This is a genomic window from Actinoallomurus acaciae, from assembly GCF_042429965.1.
In the GTDB taxonomy this organism is placed as follows: Bacteria; Actinomycetota; Actinomycetes; order Streptosporangiales; family Streptosporangiaceae; genus Actinoallomurus; species Actinoallomurus acaciae.
The window spans coordinates 1-16,804 of record NZ_JBHLZP010000146.1 but is presented as its reverse complement, the minus strand read 5'-3'; the positions used below and the strand labels follow the sequence as shown (position 1 = coordinate 16,804).

Sequence of the window (16,804 nt, the reverse complement as noted above, 5' to 3'; positions counted from 1 at the left end):
AAGCCCAAGCACGCAGGAACCACTTCCGGCGACGCTTGCGCCTCCAGGTCCTACAGATCTAGCCATGTAGTACTAGGGCTTGTCTCGAAGTGAGTGGAGCCATTCGTTGATGGCGGTGATGTGGATGGTGGCCTCGTAGCGGACGGATCTGCTGCCACAAACCCGCCCGCTCTCCGGTATTCATTACACGCCGGACTTCGAGACAGGCCCGAGAACCAGAGGGATCATCCACAGTGCACGTTGTGCACCGACACGCGGTACTTCTCTGCGCCCGCTCCCGAACCCGGCGCATCCAAGCCGCCGGACAGCGAGACACACTGATTACGCGCATACGCGTACACCGGCCCGGCGTAGTAACGGTAATATCCGTAGTCGCCATAGGGGCCGTCGCTGCTGCTGGACAGCGTCACGAACATGTATTTTTCCGTATCGGTCCATTCGGTGGTCGAGGTGTAGGCGCAGTTCTTCCCGGTCGAGCCGTTGTAGTACAAATACAACTTCACGGTAGAGCTTTTCTCTCCCCACGGGTCCTTCAGCGGATAGCTGTCAATGTAGCTGTACCCGCTCCCACAGCTTGCGCTGACCGACGCCGATGCAGAGGTCGCCGGCGCCAGCGACACCATTGCCGACGCGAGCGTGACGACAGACATCGCCGTCTTGATCCGGATATTCATATTTTCTGTTCCTTGAACCTGGGGCAGCAAAGAGCGCCAAGATGTATGACACCCGCACGCTGCAATGTCATCGCGATAGCGTGTTCGAGCGGTTGAGAGATGGGATATCCGGGGCGTGACAATCGGAAGGGGACGAACGGATACCGACTCGGTATGTCGGTCAATCCGATGAGCGCCGACTCCTGTCTCTACCGACCATGACGACACGACTCACCTGTCCGCCGGCTGGTCGGTCCGCTCCCGCGATCACCACCTCCACTTTCTCGGCGCGCCCGGCCGGCTCCACTCCGACGTTCAACCGGCTCTCATCTTCGCCATATAATATCCATCTCATATCTTATTGGGCAAGTAGTCATGCGCGACGGGTGGCGGCCCGGAGTGTCTCCGGTCAGTGGCCGAGGGCGAGTTGGATGACGCGGACGACGACGAGCAGGCTGGCGATGACGAGGTACGCGCGCAGGGCGGCCAGGCCGATCTTGCGTCCGGTGGAGATTCGCGGGACGGGCAGTTTCGTCAGGGGTGGCATCCGCCACTCCGATCGGCCGGTGCGGTCGACGGGCCATGTGCCGGTCCAGCCCTTGCGGTGCCGTCGGATCAGCGCGTACGCGACGGCGGCGGCGCCGCTCACGGCGCAGACCGTCATGATCGAGGTGATCGTGTCCGACGTCAGGCCGGGGAAGAGCACGGCGGTGGTGAGGATCACCGAGAGGGTGACCAGGACGGCGACGACGAGGCAGGTGAAGGCGTTCATGGCCCTGCCGTTCACCCAGGGGCCGAGTACGGCGCGGTCGTTGCACAACAGCAGCAGGAACACCGACGCCGAGGGCAGCAACACCCCGGCCAGGGTCTGGACGCCCTCGGTGAGCAGCCCGAGCGGGGAGCCGGGGATGATCACGATGGCCGCCGCGACGGCGATGAGGCCGGCGAAGACGGCGTAGAAGGCCTTGGCCTCGGTGGGCCTGCGGTGGAGGGAGTGCTTGAGGCCGAGCACGTCGCCGATCGCGTACGCGGTCGCCAGTGACACGGCCGAGGCGCCGATGACGGAGGCGTCCAGCAGGGCGATGGCGAACAGGACCCCGGCCACCCGGCCCGCGGAGTGTCCCAGGCCGGCGGCGATGCCGCCCGCGTCGGTGAAGTCGCCGTGTCCGTGCATGGCCGCCGCGGTGAAGCCCATCATCGCGGCGGCGCCAATGATCACGATGGCGATGCCGAGCCACAGGTCGGCGCGCTCGTAGCGGATGAACCGCGGCGTGATGCGCTTGTCGATCACATAGGACTGCTGGAAGAACAGTTGCCAGGGGGCCACGGTGGTGCCGACGATCGCGATGATCAGCAGCATCACGTCCGAGAGACGCCCGCCCGCGGGCAGGCCGGGAACGAGGAGGTCGTGGGCCATGCGCCCGGTGGCGGGGTGGGTGATGAAGTAGATCGGCACGAGCAGGAGACTGCCCAGGCACAGGGCGATGGCGGTGCGTTCGAAGCGGCGGAAACTGCCGGTGGAGGCGGCGAAGATGACGACGGCCGCGGCGACGAGCACGCTGGCCGCCTTCGGCAACCCGAGATAGGTGACGGCGAGAGAGACGCCGATGAACTCAGTGATGATCGTCAGTGCGTTGAGGGCGAACAGGTCGATCACGCTGAACGCGCCCCAGAACCTCCCGAAGCGCTCCAGGATGAGGCGGGCGTGCCCGACGCCGGTCACCGCGCCCAGCCGCAGCACCATCTCCTGGTTGACGTAAAGGACCGGGATCAGCAGCAACAGCGTCCACAGCAGGCGGGTGCCGTAGTTCTGACCGGCCTGGCCATAGGTGCCGAACGCGCCGGCGTCATTGTCGCCGACCATCACGATCAGCCCGGGGCCGATGATCGCCAACAGCGTCTTCATCCGGGCCGGCAGACCGGTCCGGGCCCCGACGTCGGTGGCCTTGATGGTGCCCAGCGCGCCGCGGATGTCACCCAGGTGGGCGTCGTCGAGAACGGCGCTGTGGCGGTCGACAGCGGTCTCATGGGTCATGGGGGCTCCCCTTTCAGCCCGGTACGGGCTTTCAGGGCACGCGAACAGCCATCGCCTTCGGCGCACGCTCACGCCGCTCCGCGGGAACGACCCGGGAGCGCGAGAGAGGAAGGAGATGCCTACCGCATGCCGGAGACGGGCAAGGGCATGCGTGGGTGAGGTCGACTTCGACCTGGACTGCCGTCAGGCACGGTCCTCACCTCCGTCCGGCCAGGGCATCACGACCACGGCGACGCCGCTTCCACGACGGGAGCCCACCCATGACGGGCGGCGCACCCCACGATCTCGTAAGAGCTTTGGCACTGCCCGGCGTATGCCCGCGGCCGATGCCGCGAGAAGCCACCTGGCCTCACCCCTTGGGCCGGGGAGAGGTGTCCTGACCCTGGGCGTCTCTCGACGTCGTGGGGTCAGTGGCCTGTATCCGGACAGACGCCTCACCTAACGAGGTGCCTCGAAAACACCCTAAGAATATCTCTGCGGCCCCTACCGTCACAAGCCGCGGACCAGGTTATTTTCGTATTCGCGCAACAACTTTATCTTCCGGTGGCGACCGGAACGAAGGAGGCGGCCTACACGGTGTCGAGGCCAAGGTCGGCGGCGCGGGCCGGGTCGAGCATGTACTCCTGATGGTTGGCGTCGTAGGAGTACAGCTCGGCGTAGCGGCCCCAGTCGGTGGCGACCTCGAGCTGGGCGGTGACCTGTTCGCTGGTGTAGTGGTGGGCGAGCAGGTCGCGGAAGAAGCCGTACTGCAGGCCGCCGTCGACGCTCTTGCCCAGGCTGGTGGTGATGAGGCGGACCAGCGGGACTTCGAGCGCGGCGGTGGCGAAGATCTTCTTCGATTCCTGTACGTCGGCGGCCGAGAAGGCCAGGCCCTCCTCCGACAGGGTGAGGTGGCCGCCCTCGAGCATGGCGAACCCCAGCAGTTCGAGCGCGTCGACCAACGGCAGCAGGTCATCGACCTCCAGGCCGAGCTCGTCGGCGAGGTCGGCGATGTCGAGATGACCGTCGTGACGCCGGAGGATCTCCGACAGGCCGGCCACGCCGTCGACGCTGGCCGCCGGCAGCGGCGCGTTCGCGAGCGTGAGCTTGCCGCGTACGGGCTCCACGCCGTGCGGAGGCAGCGGGGCGGCCTGCTCGCCGCGCCCGGTCATGGTGCGGTAGATCTCGTTGATCAGGCCGGTGAACTGCCGTGAGTCGCGGTCGCGGGGGCGCTCCAGGCCGACGTCGTAACTGGCGCGGATCGTCCCGTACGGACGGGAGCCCAGCACGACGACCCGGTCGGCCATCAGCACGGCCTCCTCGATGTTGTGGGTGACCACGACGATCGCCTTGGTGGGGAACTCCCCGGAGTCCCACAGCTCCAGCAGCTCACCGCGCAGGTTCTCGGCCGTCAGCACGTCCAGCGCCGAGAACGGCTCATCCATGAGCAGCACGTCCGGCTCGACGACCAGGGCACGCGCGAACCCGACGCGCTGGCGCATCCCACCCGACAGCTCCTTGGGGTAGGCCGACTCGAACCCGTCCAGGCCGATCAGGTCGATGGCCTTCAACGCCGCCTCCCGGCGCCGTGCCGGGGCGATGCCCCGGGCTTCGAGGCCGACTTCGACGTTCTGCTGGACGGTGAGCCACGGCAGCAGCGCGAAGGTCTGGAACACCATGGTCGTGCCCGGGTTCGCGCCCTTGAGCGGGGTCCCGCGGTAGGAGACGGTCCCGGAGCTGGGCGGGATCAGGCCCGCCAGACAGCGCAGCAGCGTCGACTTGCCCGACCCGCTCTTGCCGAGCAGCGCGACGATCTCACCCTCGCGGACCGTCAGGTCGATGCCGGCCAGGACGGGCAGCTCGCCGTCAGCGCCGGCGTAGCTCTTGGTCAAACCGTGCGCCAACAGCAGTTCCGCGCCCGTACGGGTGGCCGTGGTCGTGGTCATCTTCCCATCCTCCGCCGTCACAACGAGTACCGTTTCTCGGCCAGCCGGTACAGCCGCCGCCACACCAGGCGGTTCAGCCCGACCACGTAGAGCGCCATCACCGCGATCCCGGCGAGGATCTTGGGATAGTCGCCGTGCTCGGTGGCGTGCGCGATGTAGGCGCCCAGGCCGGTCGCGGTCAGCGTGGTGCCGCCGAACGTGACGATCTCCGACACGATCGAGGCGTTCCACGCACCGCCCGAGGCGGTGATACCCCCGGTCACGTACGCGGGGAAGATCCCGGGGATGATCAACCGGCGCCACCGCTGCCAGCCTCGTACGCCCAGATCGTCCATGGCCTCCCGCAGGTCGGTGGGGATGGCCATCGCCCCGGCGATCGCGTTGAACAGGATGTACCACTGCGCGCCCAGCGCCATCAGCAAGATCCCGCCGATGTTCAGCGACAGGCCGGTCCTGAGGAAGAACCAGGTCGCCAGCGGGAACAGGAAGTTGGCCGGGAAGCTCGCGAGGATCTGCACCATCGGCTGCGCGATCCGGGTCAGCCTGGGGGAGAACCCGATCTTGACCCCGATCGGCACCCACACCAGCGTCGCCACCGTCACCAGCACCACCACCCGGGCGAGCGTGGCCAGCCCGAGCAGCAGAGGCCGGCCGAACACCCCCAGCCCCATGCGGCCGTGCAGGTAGCCGAGCAGGTTCAGCACGCCCCAGCCGACCAGTCCGCAGACCACCAGCGCGAACACCACGTCCCCGGCCCGCCGCCGTACGCCGTCCTGCAACGGCCGGTCATCGACGCCGAAGACCCGCCCGGCGCGGCCGGCCGCCTCCCGTGCCGGCCGCAGAAGACGGCCGAGCGCGCGCGGCCAGTGCGACCGGCGGAGGAAGTCCAGCACCAGCGACCGCTGGACGTGCACGGCCTCGGCCTGCTCCACCTTGAATCGCTCCGCCCACGCCACCAGCGGGCGCCAGAAGCAGAAGTTCACCCCGACGACCATCACCGTCATCGTGACGATCGCCCACCCGACGCGGGTCAGGTCGCCGTCGGCGATCGCCGCGCCCGCGTACGAGCCGACCCCGGGCAGGACGTAGTGCCGGTTCGACACGCTGATCAGCTCGGAGGCGACCAGGAAGAACCAGCCACCGCCGAAGCTCATCATCCCGTTCCACACGAGATTGATCGCACCCGAGGGCAGTTCGATCTTCCAGAACCGCATCCACCGGGAGAACCCCATGCTGCGGGACAGCTCATCCATTTCGCGCGGCACCGTGATGAGCGAGTGGTAGAACGCGAACGTCATGTTCCATGCCTGCGAGGTGAAGATCGCGACCACCGACGCGCACTCCAGCCCGAACAGCGAGTGCGGGAACAGCGCGACGAACCCGGTCACCAGGATCGTCAAGAACCCGAGGATCGGCACCGACTGCAGGATGTCCAGCGCGGGGATCAGCACCCGCTCCAGCCGCCGCGAATGCGCCGCCGCGTACGCCCACACCAGCGTGAACACCAACGACAGGCCGAGCGCGGTGAACATCCGCAGCAGACTGCGGGCGGCGTAGTACGGCAACCGCGCCGGCCGGGTGTCGATGCTGGTCACTCGCGACGGGACGAACGACACCGTCGTGCCGGCCCCGACCCGGACCACCACGTAGAGGCCCACCAGGACGGCCGCCGCGACAACGATGTCGACCCAGGAGAACTCCGCCATGCGGCGGGCCACCCGGACACTCAACGATGCCCGCCCCGGCGTCAGACGCGGCGCACTCATCAGCGAACCCCCTCGGCAGGCAAGCAGGAAACGACAAGGGGCAGCTCGCGGAGCACCCGTCCCGGGCGGCCATCGCCCGCCGATGCGGGCTCACGCCGCGCGGCGTCATCGAGTCTGCACCTTGTTGCGCGAATGTGCAAATAAGGGAGTACTCGAGATCGATAAGGTGACCCGCATGAAGATCGGGATTCGCTACGCCACACGCTCAGACGTCGGCCTGCTCCGCGATGGAAACGAGGACTCGGCGTACGCGGGCCCGCACGTTCTGGCCGTCGCCGACGGCATGGGAGGCCACGCCGCCGGCGAGATCGCGAGCGCCGCCGTCATCGAAGAACTCCGCGCCCTGGACGTCGAGGTTCCTCAGGACCGGCTCATCGCCACGCTGGACCAGGCCGTCCGCCGTGGCAACCAGAAAGTGCGCGACATGGTCGAGGCCGACCCGGCGCTGCACGGCATGGGAACGACACTGACCGCGATGCTGTGGTCCGGATCCCAGCTCGCCATCGTGCAGATCGGCGACTCACGGGCCTACCTCCTGCGGGACGGCATCCTCTACCAGATCACCCACGACCAGACGCTGGTGCAGGCGCTGCTGGACGATGGGAAGATCGGCCAGGACCAGGTCGCCACCTACCCCTACCGCTCGATGCTGTTGCAGGCCCTGGACGGCCGTTCGACGCTCACGCCCGACCTCCAGCTGCACAGCGCCGTGATCGGCGACCGGTACCTCCTGTGCTCCGACGGTCTGTGGGACGTCGTCACCCCCGAAATGATCCATAAAGCCCTCAGCGGCACCGCCGACCCCGAACAGGTCGTCGCCGACCTCATCGACGCGGCCAACGCCGGCGGCGGCCCCGACAACATCACCTGTGTCCTCGCCGACGTCATCGACCTCGACGAACACGACAGCCTCTGATGGTCGACGGCCGCCGCGGCCCCGGCTCGTTCAGGAACTCCTCCCGCGGAGGGCACGGGCCGAGGTGGCCAGGTTCTCCAAGGACGCGCGGACCTCGGGCCAGCCGCGGGTCTTCAGACCGCAGTCGGGGTTGATCCACAGCCGTTCGGCGGGTACGGCCTGCAGGGCGGTGCGGATCAGAGCCGTCGTCTCCTCGGCGCTCGGGACGCGGGGGGAGTGGATGTCGTAGACGCCGGGGCCGACTTCGCGGGGGTAGCCGGCGGCGGCGAGTTCGGCGGCGATCCGCATGTGGGAACGGGCGGCCTCCAGGCTGATGACGTCGGCGTCGAGGGCGTCGATGGCGGACAGGACGTCGCCGAACTCGGCGTAGCACATGTGGGTGTGGATCTGGGTGTCGGCGCGGACGCCGCCGGTGGTGAGGCGGAAGGCCTCGGTGGCCCAGGCGAGGTAGTCGGCGTGGTCGGCGGTGCGCAGCGGGAGCGTCTCGCGCAGAGCGGGTTCGTCGACCTGGATGACCGCGGTGCCGGCGGCCTCCAGGTCGGCGACCTCGTCGCGGAGGGCGAGGGCGACCTGGCGGGCGGTGTCGGCGAGCGGCTGGTCGTCGCGGACGAAGGACCAGGCGAGCATGGTGACGGGGCCGGTGAGCATGCCCTTGACCGGGCGTTCGGTGAGCGACTGGGCGTACCGGGTCCAGCGGACGGTCATCGGCGCGGGCCGGGAGATGTCGCCGGCGAGGATCGGCGGCCGTACGTAGCGGGTGCCGTAGGACTGGACCCACCCGTGCTGGGTGGCCAGGTAGCCGGTGAGCTGTTCGGCGAAGTACTGCACCATGTCGTTGCGCTCGGGTTCGCCGTGCACGAGGACGTCGAGGCCGGCCTTCTCCTGGAAGGAGATGACCTCCCGGATCTCCGCCTCGATGCGCTCCTCGTACGCGCCGGTGTCGATGCGTCCGGCGCGCAGGTCGGCGCGGGCGCCGCGCAGCTCGCCGGTCTGGGGGAACGACCCGATGGTGGTCGTGGGCAGCGGCGGCAGCCCGAGCCGGGCGTGCTGCGCCGCGGCGCGTTCGCCGTACGGCTGGGAGCGCCGGATGTCATCGTCGGTGACGGCCGCCGCCCGGGCGCGCACGGAGGCGTCGCGGGTGAAGGAGGACGAGGCGCGGGCGGCCAGGTGGGCGCGGTTGGTGGCGAGTTCGTCGGCGATGGCCTCCGTGCCACGGGACAGCCCGCGGGCGAGTGTGGCGATCTCCGCGGTCTTCTGGTCGGCGAAGGCGAGCCAGTCGCGGATCCGCGGGTCGATGCCGTGCTCGACGCTCGCGTCGAGGGGGACGTGCAGCAGCGAGCACGACGCGGCGACGTCGACCCGGTCGGCCAGGCCGAGGAGCGTGCCCAGCGTGGACAGGGACCTGGCCAGGTCGTTGATCCAGATGTTCCGGCCGTCGACGACGCCCGCGACCAGACGCTTGCCGAGCAGGCCGCCGGTGGCGGCGATGCCGTCGAGGTTGGCGGCGGCCGGACCGGTGAAGTCGAGCGCGAGCCCCTCGACCGGTGTCCCGGCGAGGACCGGCAGCGCCTCGCCGAGCCGGTCGAAGTAGGAGGCCACCAGCAGCTTCGGCCGGTCGGAGCGGCCTCCGAGCTCGCGGTAGGCGCGAGCGACGGCGTCCAGCTCCGCGGGCGTACGGTCCTGTACGAGCGCAGGCTCGTCGAGCTGCGCCCACGTGGCCCCGGCGGCGTGCAGGTCGGCCAGCACCTCGGCGTAGACCGGCAGCAGGCGATCCAGCAGCGTCAGCGGCTCGAAGTCGGCGGCGACGCCCGGAGCGGGCTTGGCCAGCAACAGGTACGTGACCGGCCCGACCAGCACCGGACGTACGGCGAGGCCGAGCGCGCGGGCCTCGGCCAGCTCGGCGACCTGCTTGGCCGAATCCGCGCGGAAGACCGTCTCCGGGCCCAGCTCGGGGACGAGGTAGTGGTAGTTGGTGTCGAACCACTTGGTCATCTCCAGCGGCGCCACCTCCTGGGTGCCGCGGGCCATCGCGAAGTAGCCGTCCAGGGCGTCGGCCTCGAACGCGGCCCGGTGCCGCTCGGGGATGGCGCCGACCATGACGCTGGTGTCGAGCATGTGGTCGTAGTAGGAGAAGTCGCCGGTGGGGACCTCGTCGATGCCGGCCGCCGCGAGCCGTCGCCAGGTGGCCTGGCGCAGTCCGGCGGCGATCTCGCTCAGGGCGTCGGCGCTGACGTCGCCCTTCCAGTAGCCCTCGATGGCCCGCTTCAGCTCCCGGTCGGGACCTTGGCGGGGATAGCCGTACACGGTGGCGGACGTGGTGGTCACAGAACTCTCCTTCGCGAGCACCTCTGCGGATGAACCCGGTGCGGGGCGGGAGGGGAGACCGATCACACCAGGGTGGTCAGCCGGTGCCGCCTGGTATGTCCGCCGACCCGCCCTCGAGGTCACCGAGCTCTCCGTACGCGCGGATCGCGTACGGGCAGTGGCAGGTCTTCGGACTCGCGGACACGCCTGCCGGGGCAGGCACCTACTGGCCGTCGCTTCCCGGACCCGTACGTCGGGCCCAGTGCGTGATGACGGCGGTCGTTTCCGCTCACCGCTGCGGGGCAGTCCCGGACTCACACCGGGTTCCCTCTTACGACGCGTCTGCCTGGCGGGCAGGGCGAACCAGCTGCGTGCCAAAGCCTAAGCGCTCATCCGACGGGGGACAACGCGGTGAGACCGGCCCCGGGCGCCGCTACGATTACGGCGTCTCCTCACAGGAGGCTGGAGTCTGCTACTTGCGTCCCGTCGACACCCGGGGCAGTTCAACAGGATGGACCAGCGTGGACATCGGTACCCGGGAAGAAGTCGCTCCGAAGCCGGTGCCCGGGGGCGTCCAGCCCAAGAAGCTGCTCCTGCGCGCGCTCGCGGGAGAGCGGACCGAGCGGCCGCCGATATGGCTGATGCGGCAGGCGGGACGATACCTGCCCGAGTATCACCGGGTCCGTGAGGCCGCCGGGGGCATGGTGGGGCTCTGCAACTCGCCCGAGCACGCCGTCGAGGTCACCCTGCAGCCGATCCGCCGCTTCGCGCTCGACGCCGCCATTCTCTTCGCAGATCTTCCGCAGGTCGCCGCCGCGCTGGGCCAGACCCTGGACTACCGGGCCGGCGACGGGCCGGTTCTGACGCCCCCGGTCCGCTCGACGGCGGACATGGCCGACTTCCTGAGTGTCTCCCGCCTCCACGAGGAACTGGCCCCGGTCTATGAGACGGTCAGGCGGCTGACCCGCGTTCTGCCGGCCGAGACGACCCTGATCGGCTATGCCGGCGCACCGTGGACCATCGCCACCTACATGGTCGAAGGGCGCGGCGGCGGCCCGTCGGAGCACTCCGTCGTCAAGCAGTGGGCGCTGAGCGACCCCGATGGATTCCAGCCGCTGATCGATCTGCTCACGACCGCTGTCATCCAGTTCCTCGGCCGCCAGATCGAGGCGGGCGCGGAAGCGGTCCAGCTGTTCGACACCTGGGCCGGGATCCTTCCGGACGCCTTCTTCGAACGCTGGTGCGTCGATCCGGTCGCCACCATCATCGCGGCGCTGAAGACGCAGTACCCGGACGTTCCCGTCATCGCCTTCCCCCGGGGCGCCGGGCTCGCCTACGACGGCTTCGCCGAGGCGACCGGCGCGGACTGCGTCGGCCTGGACGCCACGGTTCCCCTCGACTGGGCCGCGCGGAAGCTACAGCGCGGCCTGGGCCGCTGCGTGCAGGGCAACCTCGATCCGCGGTTCCTGGTCGCCGGCGGCCCCGCGCTCCACGCCGAGACCGAGCGCATCCTGCGCGCCCTGAGCGGAGGGCCGTTCGTGTTCAACCTGGGACACGGCATCGTCAAGACCACGCCTCCGGAGCATGTCACCGCCCTGGCCGAGCAGGTGCGCGCCTGGAGAGGGACAAGCTGAGCGGGTGGAGTCCTCACGGGGTCTCGGGCCTGACATCTGTGGCGGGGCCGTCGAGGACGGGATAGGGCACCTGGCCGCGGCGGTCCGGGTCGATGGCCAGGCGTCCGCCCGCTGGAGGGCGGGCCCGCTGGGCGCAGTCCCGGCGTTCGCAGATCCGGCAGCCGAGGCCGATGGGAGTGGCGGCCCGCGGGTCGTCCAGGGCGATGCCCTCGGCGTACACGAGCCGCTGGGCGTGCCGGAGTTCGCAGCCGAGGGCGACGGCGAAGTCCGCACGCGGCGCGCGGTGGCCGAAGCCGCCGCGGGTGACGGTGCGGGCGATCCAGAAGTACCGCTTGCCGTCCGGCATCTCGGCGACCTGGGTGAGGATCCGTCCGGGTGCGGAGAACGCCTCGTAGACGGTCCACAGGGGGCAGGTGCCGCCGAGCCGGGAGAAGTGGAAGTCGGTGGCGGACTGCCGTTTGGAGATGTTGCCCGCCCGGTCCACCCGTAGGAACGAGAACGGCACGCCACGCCTGCCGGGGCGCTGGAGCGTGCTGAGCCGGTGGCACACCGTCTCGAAGCCGACGCCGAAGCGCGCCTGGAGCAGCTCCACGTCATAGCGCAGTTCCTCGGCGGCGGAGTGGAAGGCCGTGTACGGCATGAGCAGGGCACCGGCGAAGTAGGAGGCCAGGCCGATCCGGGCGAGGGCCACCGACTCCGGCGCCGCCGGCTCCATTTCCGCCGCGAGCGTGTCCAGAAGCGAGCCGTGCTCGAGCAGGGCGAGCTGAACGGCGAGCTGGAACGCCCGGCGGCCCTCGCTCAGCCAGGCGGAGACGAACAGCAGGTTCGCGTCCGCGTCGAAGCGCCGGACATCACTGGAGCGGGCCGGAGTCGTAGGGACGACCGCGACGCCGTGGCGGGCGGTCAGGCGGGCGGCGAGGGCGTCGGCCGCGTGTCCGGGCCGCAGTGCCATCTCCGCGGCGGTCCGCTCCGCCTCGGTGTCCAGCGGGCCGAAGTGGTTGTGGTGGTCGTAGAAGAAGTCCCGTACGTCGTCGTGCGGTTCGGCCGGCGCGAGGGCCGCGGCCTCGTCGGGTGACCCGAGGGCGGCGGCGCGTTCGAGCGCGTCTCGGTAGCGGTGGTGCAGGGCGACGAGGGCGCGGGCGACCTCGGGATGGTCGCGGGCCACCTCGGTGATCTCCTCGGCGTGCGGCGGCGCCCCGCACGCCTCGTCGCCGAGCGCGAGGCGCAGGTCCGTGACCAGACGCTCCTCCTCGGCCTCGGAGAAGTACTCCGCGTCCACACCGAGCACCTCGGCGATCCGCAGCAGTACCGGGGCGGTGAGCGGTCGCTGGCTGTGCTCGATCTGGTTGAGGTAGCTGGTGGAGATCCCCAGCGCACGGGCCAGCTCCGCCTGGTTGAGCCGGTGCTCGCGGCGCAGCCTGCGCAGCTTCGCGTGTGCGTAGACCTTCCGTACGGGGGGTCGTCCCATGCGGCACCTCCTGTTTGCGAAGGTAGCATCCGCAACATTCGCAAACACGCAGCGTCGCGATGGCCGGATTTCGCAGTGTGGAGCGGTCGAGATCATGCTCGGAACCGGGCAGGCTCCCTCACGTACCCCCTTGACGTGAAGGAGTTCCGTGATCGAGCACCAGGTACGCGTCCATCCCAGCTCCGCCCGGTTGCCGCGGGCCGAACAGCTCGCCTGGAAGCTGGCCGCCGTCGCCACGGACGGTGGAGAGCCGGACGCCGAGTCCGCGGCGATGGCCGTCAACCGGGTGATCGACAACGCCGCGGTCGCCGTCGCCTCCCTGACGCGACGGCCGGTCGCGGTCGCCCGGGCCCAGGCGCTCGCGCACGCCGCCACACCGGGCTCGGCGGTCTTCGGCGCGGACCGGCGGTCCTCCCCGGAGTGGGCCGCATGGGCGAACGGTGTGGCCGTGCGCGAACTGGACTTTCACGACACGTTCCTGGCCGCCGACTACTCCCATCCCGGGGACAACATCCCGCCGTTGCTGGCCGTCGCGCAGCACACCGGCCGCGGCGGCGCCGACCTGGTGCGCGGCATCGTGGCCGCGTACGAGATCCATGTCGCCCTGGTGAAGGGCATCTGCCTGCACGCGCACCGCATCGACCACGTCGCGCACCTGAGCGCCGCCACCGCGTGCGGCCTCGGGGCCCTGCTGCGGCTGCCCACCGAAGTCGTCTACCAGGCCGTTCAGCAGGCGGTGCACACCACCACGGCCACCCGCCAGTCCCGCAAGGGCGAGATCTCCAGCTGGAAGGCGTTCGCGCCGGCCTTCGCGGGCAAGGCCGCGATCGAGGCGGTGGACCGCGCGATGCGCGGCGAAGGCTCGCCCTCTCCGATCTACGAGGGCGAGGACGGCTTCCTCGCGTGGATGCTGGACGGGCCCGAGGCCGTCTACACCGTGTCGCTGCCCGAGCCGGGCGAGGCGCGGCGCGCGATCCTGGAGACCTACACCAAGGAGCACTCCGCGGAGTACCAGGCGCAGGCGTTCATCGACCTCGCCCGGCGAATGCGTGACAAGGTCGGCCCACCGGAGCGGATCCGCGAGATCGTGCTGCACACCAGCCACCACACCCACCACGTGATCGGGTCCGGGTCCGGCGACCCGCAGAAGTACGACCCGGCCGCCAGCCGGGAGACCCTCGACCACTCCGTGCCCTACATCTTCGCCGTCGCCCTGGAGGACGGCACCTGGCACCACGAGCGCTCGTACGCTCCCGAGCGGGCCCGGCGTCCGGAGACCGTGGCGCTGTGGCGGAAGGTCTCCACCGTGGAGGACGCGGACTGGACCCGCCGCTACCACGATCCCGACCCCGCCCGCCGGGCGTTCGGCGGCCGGGCCGTGATCACGCTTGAGGACGGCACGGTGATCGAGGACGAGCTCGCCGTCGCCGACGCCCACCCGTCCGGAGCCCACCCGTTCGACCGGGCCGGTTACACGGCGAAGTTCGAGACCCTGACCGAGGGGATCCTCGCCCCGGACGCGCGGGACCGGTTCCTGGCCGCCGCGGAGCAGATGGCGAGCCTGGACCCGGCCGGGCTGGACGCGCTGTTCCCGGCGGTGGACACCGGTGCCGTGGACGCCCGGCTGCCGAAGGGACTGTTCTGATGCTGCACACCCACACCACACCCGCCGAGCGCCGTCGTGATCTGCGGGACAAGCTCGCCTCCGGTCGGCTGCTGCGCGTCCCCGGAGCGATCAACCCCCTCACCGCACGCCTCATTCAGGACATGGGCTTCGACGCCGCGTACCTGTCCGGCGCGGTGCTGTCGGCCGACCTGGGGCTGCCCGACATCGGGCTGACCACCTCCACCGAGATCGCCGCCCGTGCCGCGCAGACCACGCGGGTCACCGACCTGCCCGTGCTCATCGACGCCGACACCGGCTTCGGCGAGCCGATGAACGCCGCCCGCACCGTGCAGCTCATGGAGGACGCGGGCCTGGCCGGACTCCACCTGGAGGACCAGGTCAACCCCAAACGGTGCGGCCACCTCGACGGCAAGTCCGTGGTCGCGCGCGAGGACATGGTCCGGCGCCTGCGCGCCGCCGTCGACGCCCGCCGCGACGCCGACTTCCTCCTGATGGCCCGTACGGACGCGCGCGCCGTCGAGGGCCTGGACGCCGCGATCGACCGGGCGAAGGCGTACGTGGACGCGGGCGCCGACGCGATCTTCCCCGAGGCACTGGCGGACGAGGCGGAGTTCGCGGCGTTCCGCAAGGCCGTGGACGTACCACTGCTCGCCAACATGACCGAGTTCGGCAAGGGCCCGCTGCTGAACACCGCCACGCTGGAGAACCTCGGCTACAACATCGCTCTCTACCCGGTCACCCTGTTCCGCCTGGCGATGGGCGCGATCGAGGGCGGGCTGCGCGTGCTCGCGGCCGAGGGCACCCAGCAGTCGCTGCTGCCGCGCATGCAGACCCGTTCCCGGCTCTATGAGCTTCTCGCGTACGAGGAGTACACGGTCTTCGACTCGGCCGTCTTCGACTTCACGCTTCCCAACGACACCGGAGGCACGGCATGACCACCCCTCAGATCCACCGCGGCCTGGCCGGCGTCGTCGTCGACACCACCGCCATCTCCACCGTGATCGAGGAGACCAACTCCCTGACCTACCGCGGTTATCCCGTCCAGGAGCTCGCCGCCCGGCGTTCCTTCGAGGAGGTCGCCTACCTGTTGTGGCACGGTGAGCTGCCCGACGCGGGCCGGCTGCGAGAGTTCCAGGCCCGCGAGCGGGCGCTGCGGCCGCTGGACCGCACGACCGCCGAACTGCTGGCCCGCCTGCCGCAGACCTGTCACCCGATGGACGTCCTGCGCACCGCGGTCAGCTTCTTCGGCGCCGAAGACCCCATCGAGGACGACACCGGCCCCGGGGAGAACCACCGCAAGTCACTGACCCTGCTCGCCCGCCTGCCCACTGTGGTCGCCGCCGACCACCGGCGCCGCCACGGCCTCGATCCCATCCAGCCCGACCCGGGGCTCGGGTTCGCCGAGAACTTCTTCCACATGTGCTTCGGCCGCGTGCCCGACCCCGAGGTGGTCCGCTGCTTCGAGATCTCGCTCATCCTGTACGCCGAGCACAGCTTCAACGCCTCGACGTTCACCGCCCGCGTCGTCACCTCCACGCTCTCGGACCTCTACAGCGCGGTCACCGCCGCCATCGGCGCCCTGAAGGGTCCCCTGCACGGCGGGGCGAACGAGGCCGTGATGCACATGCTGAACGAGATCGGCGACCCGGCCCGGGCGGGCGCGTGGCTGGACGAGGCGCTGGCCGCCAACCGGAAGATCATGGGCTTCGGCCACCGCGTCTACAAGCACGGCGACTCCCGGGTGCCGATCATGCAGGAGGCGACGGACCGGCTCGTGTCCCGCGCCGCCGACCCCGGGGCGGCGCGGCTGGCGGCGCTGCACACCGCCCTGCGCGAGGCCATGATCGAGCGCAAGGGGATCCACCCCAACCTCGACTACCCGGCGGGCCTGGCGTACCACCTGATGGGCTTCGACATCCCGATGTTCACGCCGATCTTCGTGATGAGCCGGGTCACCGGCTGGACCGCCCACATCGTCGAACAGCTCGACCACAACGCCCTGATCCGCCCGCTGGGCTCCTACAACGGTCCGGGTCAGCGCCCGGTACCGGCACCGGTCTGAGGGAGCCGTTCCAGCCAGGCCTCGGCGGCTTCGACGGTCGGTACGGCCGGCGCCTCCGGCATCGGCGGCCGGTCGACCATGACGACCGGCAGGCCGAGTAGCCGGGCCGCGGTGAGCTTGGCGGCGGTCATCTCCCCGCCGCTGTCCTTGGTGACGAGCACGTCGACGGCGTGCCGGCGCATCAGGTCCAGCTCGCCCTCGACGGTGTACGGGCCGCGCGCGAGCACCACGGTCGAGCGGGGCGGCAGCGGAGGCGGCGGCGGATCGACGGACCGGAGGAGAAACCAGCGGCGATCGTCGCCCGCGAAGACCGGGAGACCGTCCCGGCCCGTGGTGAGGAAGACGCGCTCACCGGGCGGCTCGGCGGCGGCCGCGAGCGACGGCACCCGGCGCCAGTCGTCGCCCGGGCGCGCC

12 protein-coding genes and 2 riboswitches are annotated in these 16,804 nt (G+C 70.2%); of the genes, 5 read left to right on the top strand and 7 right to left on the bottom strand.

Annotated features, from left to right (window positions below):
• Positions 1-224 precede the first annotated feature (224 nt).
• The 4 genes from ACFFNX_RS20515 to ACFFNX_RS20500 all read right to left on the bottom strand — a co-directional run bounded on the left by ACFFNX_RS20515 (position 225) and on the right by ACFFNX_RS20500 (position 6,379).
• Positions 225-674, bottom strand: coding sequence for a hypothetical protein (locus ACFFNX_RS20515; protein ID WP_378204426.1), 450 nt, complete (start codon positions 672-674; stop codon positions 225-227).
• A 388-nt stretch (positions 675-1,062) separates the two neighbouring features.
• On the bottom strand, positions 1,063-2,688 hold the full coding sequence (locus ACFFNX_RS20510; protein WP_378204423.1) for an NRAMP family divalent metal transporter: 1,626 nt from the start codon (positions 2,686-2,688) through the stop codon (positions 1,063-1,065).
• Between the two features lie 271 nt (positions 2,689-2,959).
• Positions 2,960-3,141, bottom strand: a riboswitch (M-box (ykoK) riboswitch).
• A gap of 116 nt (positions 3,142-3,257) precedes the next feature.
• Positions 3,258-4,613: an ABC transporter ATP-binding protein gene (locus ACFFNX_RS20505; RefSeq protein WP_378204420.1), complete on the bottom strand. Its 1,356-nt coding sequence runs from the start codon at positions 4,611-4,613 to the stop codon at positions 3,258-3,260.
• A 17-nt stretch (positions 4,614-4,630) separates the two neighbouring features.
• Positions 4,631-6,379 carry an ABC transporter permease gene (locus tag ACFFNX_RS20500; RefSeq protein WP_378204416.1) on the bottom strand — a complete coding sequence of 583 codons (1,749 nt, stop codon included), beginning with the start codon at positions 6,377-6,379 and terminating at the stop codon, positions 4,631-4,633.
• Positions 6,380-6,554: 175 nt separating this feature from the next.
• Here ACFFNX_RS20500 and ACFFNX_RS20495 point away from each other — a divergent pair, with 175 nt between their 5' ends.
• The gene (locus tag ACFFNX_RS20495) at positions 6,555-7,295 is read left to right on the top strand and encodes a PP2C family protein-serine/threonine phosphatase (RefSeq protein ID WP_378204413.1); all 741 of its coding nucleotides are present in this window, start codon (positions 6,555-6,557) and stop codon (positions 7,293-7,295) included.
• A gap of 30 nt (positions 7,296-7,325) precedes the next feature.
• Here ACFFNX_RS20495 and metE read toward each other — a convergent pair whose 3' ends face one another.
• Complete coding sequence (metE, locus tag ACFFNX_RS20490; protein ID WP_378204410.1) at positions 7,326-9,620, bottom strand: 5-methyltetrahydropteroyltriglutamate--homocysteine S-methyltransferase; 2,295 nt, start codon at positions 9,618-9,620, stop codon at positions 7,326-7,328.
• Between the two features lie 142 nt (positions 9,621-9,762).
• Positions 9,763-9,983: riboswitch (cobalamin riboswitch) on the bottom strand.
• Positions 9,984-10,120: 137 nt separating this feature from the next.
• On the opposite strand from metE, the gene hemE reads away from it, so the two are divergent.
• Complete coding sequence (hemE, locus tag ACFFNX_RS20485) at positions 10,121-11,233, top strand: uroporphyrinogen decarboxylase (protein ID WP_378204407.1); 1,113 nt, start codon at positions 10,121-10,123, stop codon at positions 11,231-11,233.
• A gap of 13 nt (positions 11,234-11,246) precedes the next feature.
• Here hemE and ACFFNX_RS20480 read toward each other — a convergent pair whose 3' ends face one another.
• Complete coding sequence (locus tag ACFFNX_RS20480) at positions 11,247-12,701, bottom strand: short-chain fatty acyl-CoA regulator family protein (protein WP_378204404.1); 1,455 nt, start codon at positions 12,699-12,701, stop codon at positions 11,247-11,249.
• A 148-nt stretch (positions 12,702-12,849) separates the two neighbouring features.
• Here ACFFNX_RS20480 and ACFFNX_RS20475 point away from each other — a divergent pair, with 148 nt between their 5' ends.
• Genes ACFFNX_RS20475 through ACFFNX_RS20465 form a run of 3 tightly spaced genes read left to right on the top strand, consistent with a single transcriptional unit; the run spans position 12,850 to position 16,390 of the window.
• Positions 12,850-14,346, top strand: coding sequence for an MmgE/PrpD family protein (locus ACFFNX_RS20475; protein ID WP_378204401.1), 1,497 nt, complete (start codon positions 12,850-12,852; stop codon positions 14,344-14,346).
• Positions 14,346-15,263, top strand: coding sequence for a methylisocitrate lyase (prpB, locus tag ACFFNX_RS20470; RefSeq protein WP_378204398.1), 918 nt, complete (start codon positions 14,346-14,348; stop codon positions 15,261-15,263). The genes ACFFNX_RS20475 and prpB overlap by 1 nt, the downstream gene beginning before the upstream one ends.
• Positions 15,260-16,390 (top strand): bifunctional 2-methylcitrate synthase/citrate synthase, encoded by a 1,131-nt coding sequence (locus ACFFNX_RS20465; protein ID WP_378204395.1) that lies wholly within the window; start codon positions 15,260-15,262, stop codon positions 16,388-16,390. Before prpB ends, ACFFNX_RS20465 begins: the two co-directional genes overlap by 4 nt.
• Here the strand turns inward: ACFFNX_RS20465 and ACFFNX_RS20460 are convergent.
• Positions 16,363-16,804: precorrin-6A/cobalt-precorrin-6A reductase (locus tag ACFFNX_RS20460; RefSeq protein WP_378204392.1), on the bottom strand; the 442-nt coding region annotated here is incomplete at its 5' end. The genes ACFFNX_RS20465 and ACFFNX_RS20460 overlap by 28 nt on opposite strands.

Bases quoted from the DNA above. Each gene is read 5' to 3' on its own strand.
- ACFFNX_RS20505 (WP_378204420.1), bottom strand. From the start codon at position 4,613: ATGACCACGACCACGGCCACCCGTACGGGCGCGGAACTGCTGTTGGCG.
- ACFFNX_RS20500 (WP_378204416.1), bottom strand. From the start codon at position 6,379: ATGAGTGCGCCGCGTCTGACGCCGGGGCGGGCATCGTTGAGTGTCCGG.
- prpB (WP_378204398.1), top strand. From the start codon at position 14,346: ATGCTGCACACCCACACCACACCCGCCGAGCGCCGTCGTGATCTGCGG.
- ACFFNX_RS20515 (WP_378204426.1), bottom strand. From the start codon at position 674: ATGAATATCCGGATCAAGACGGCGATGTCTGTCGTCACGCTCGCGTCG.
- ACFFNX_RS20465 (WP_378204395.1), top strand. From the start codon at position 15,260: ATGACCACCCCTCAGATCCACCGCGGCCTGGCCGGCGTCGTCGTCGAC.
- ACFFNX_RS20495 (WP_378204413.1), top strand. From the start codon at position 6,555: ATGAAGATCGGGATTCGCTACGCCACACGCTCAGACGTCGGCCTGCTC.
- ACFFNX_RS20480 (WP_378204404.1), bottom strand. From the start codon at position 12,701: ATGGGACGACCCCCCGTACGGAAGGTCTACGCACACGCGAAGCTGCGC.
- ACFFNX_RS20510 (WP_378204423.1), bottom strand. From the start codon at position 2,688: ATGACCCATGAGACCGCTGTCGACCGCCACAGCGCCGTTCTCGACGAC.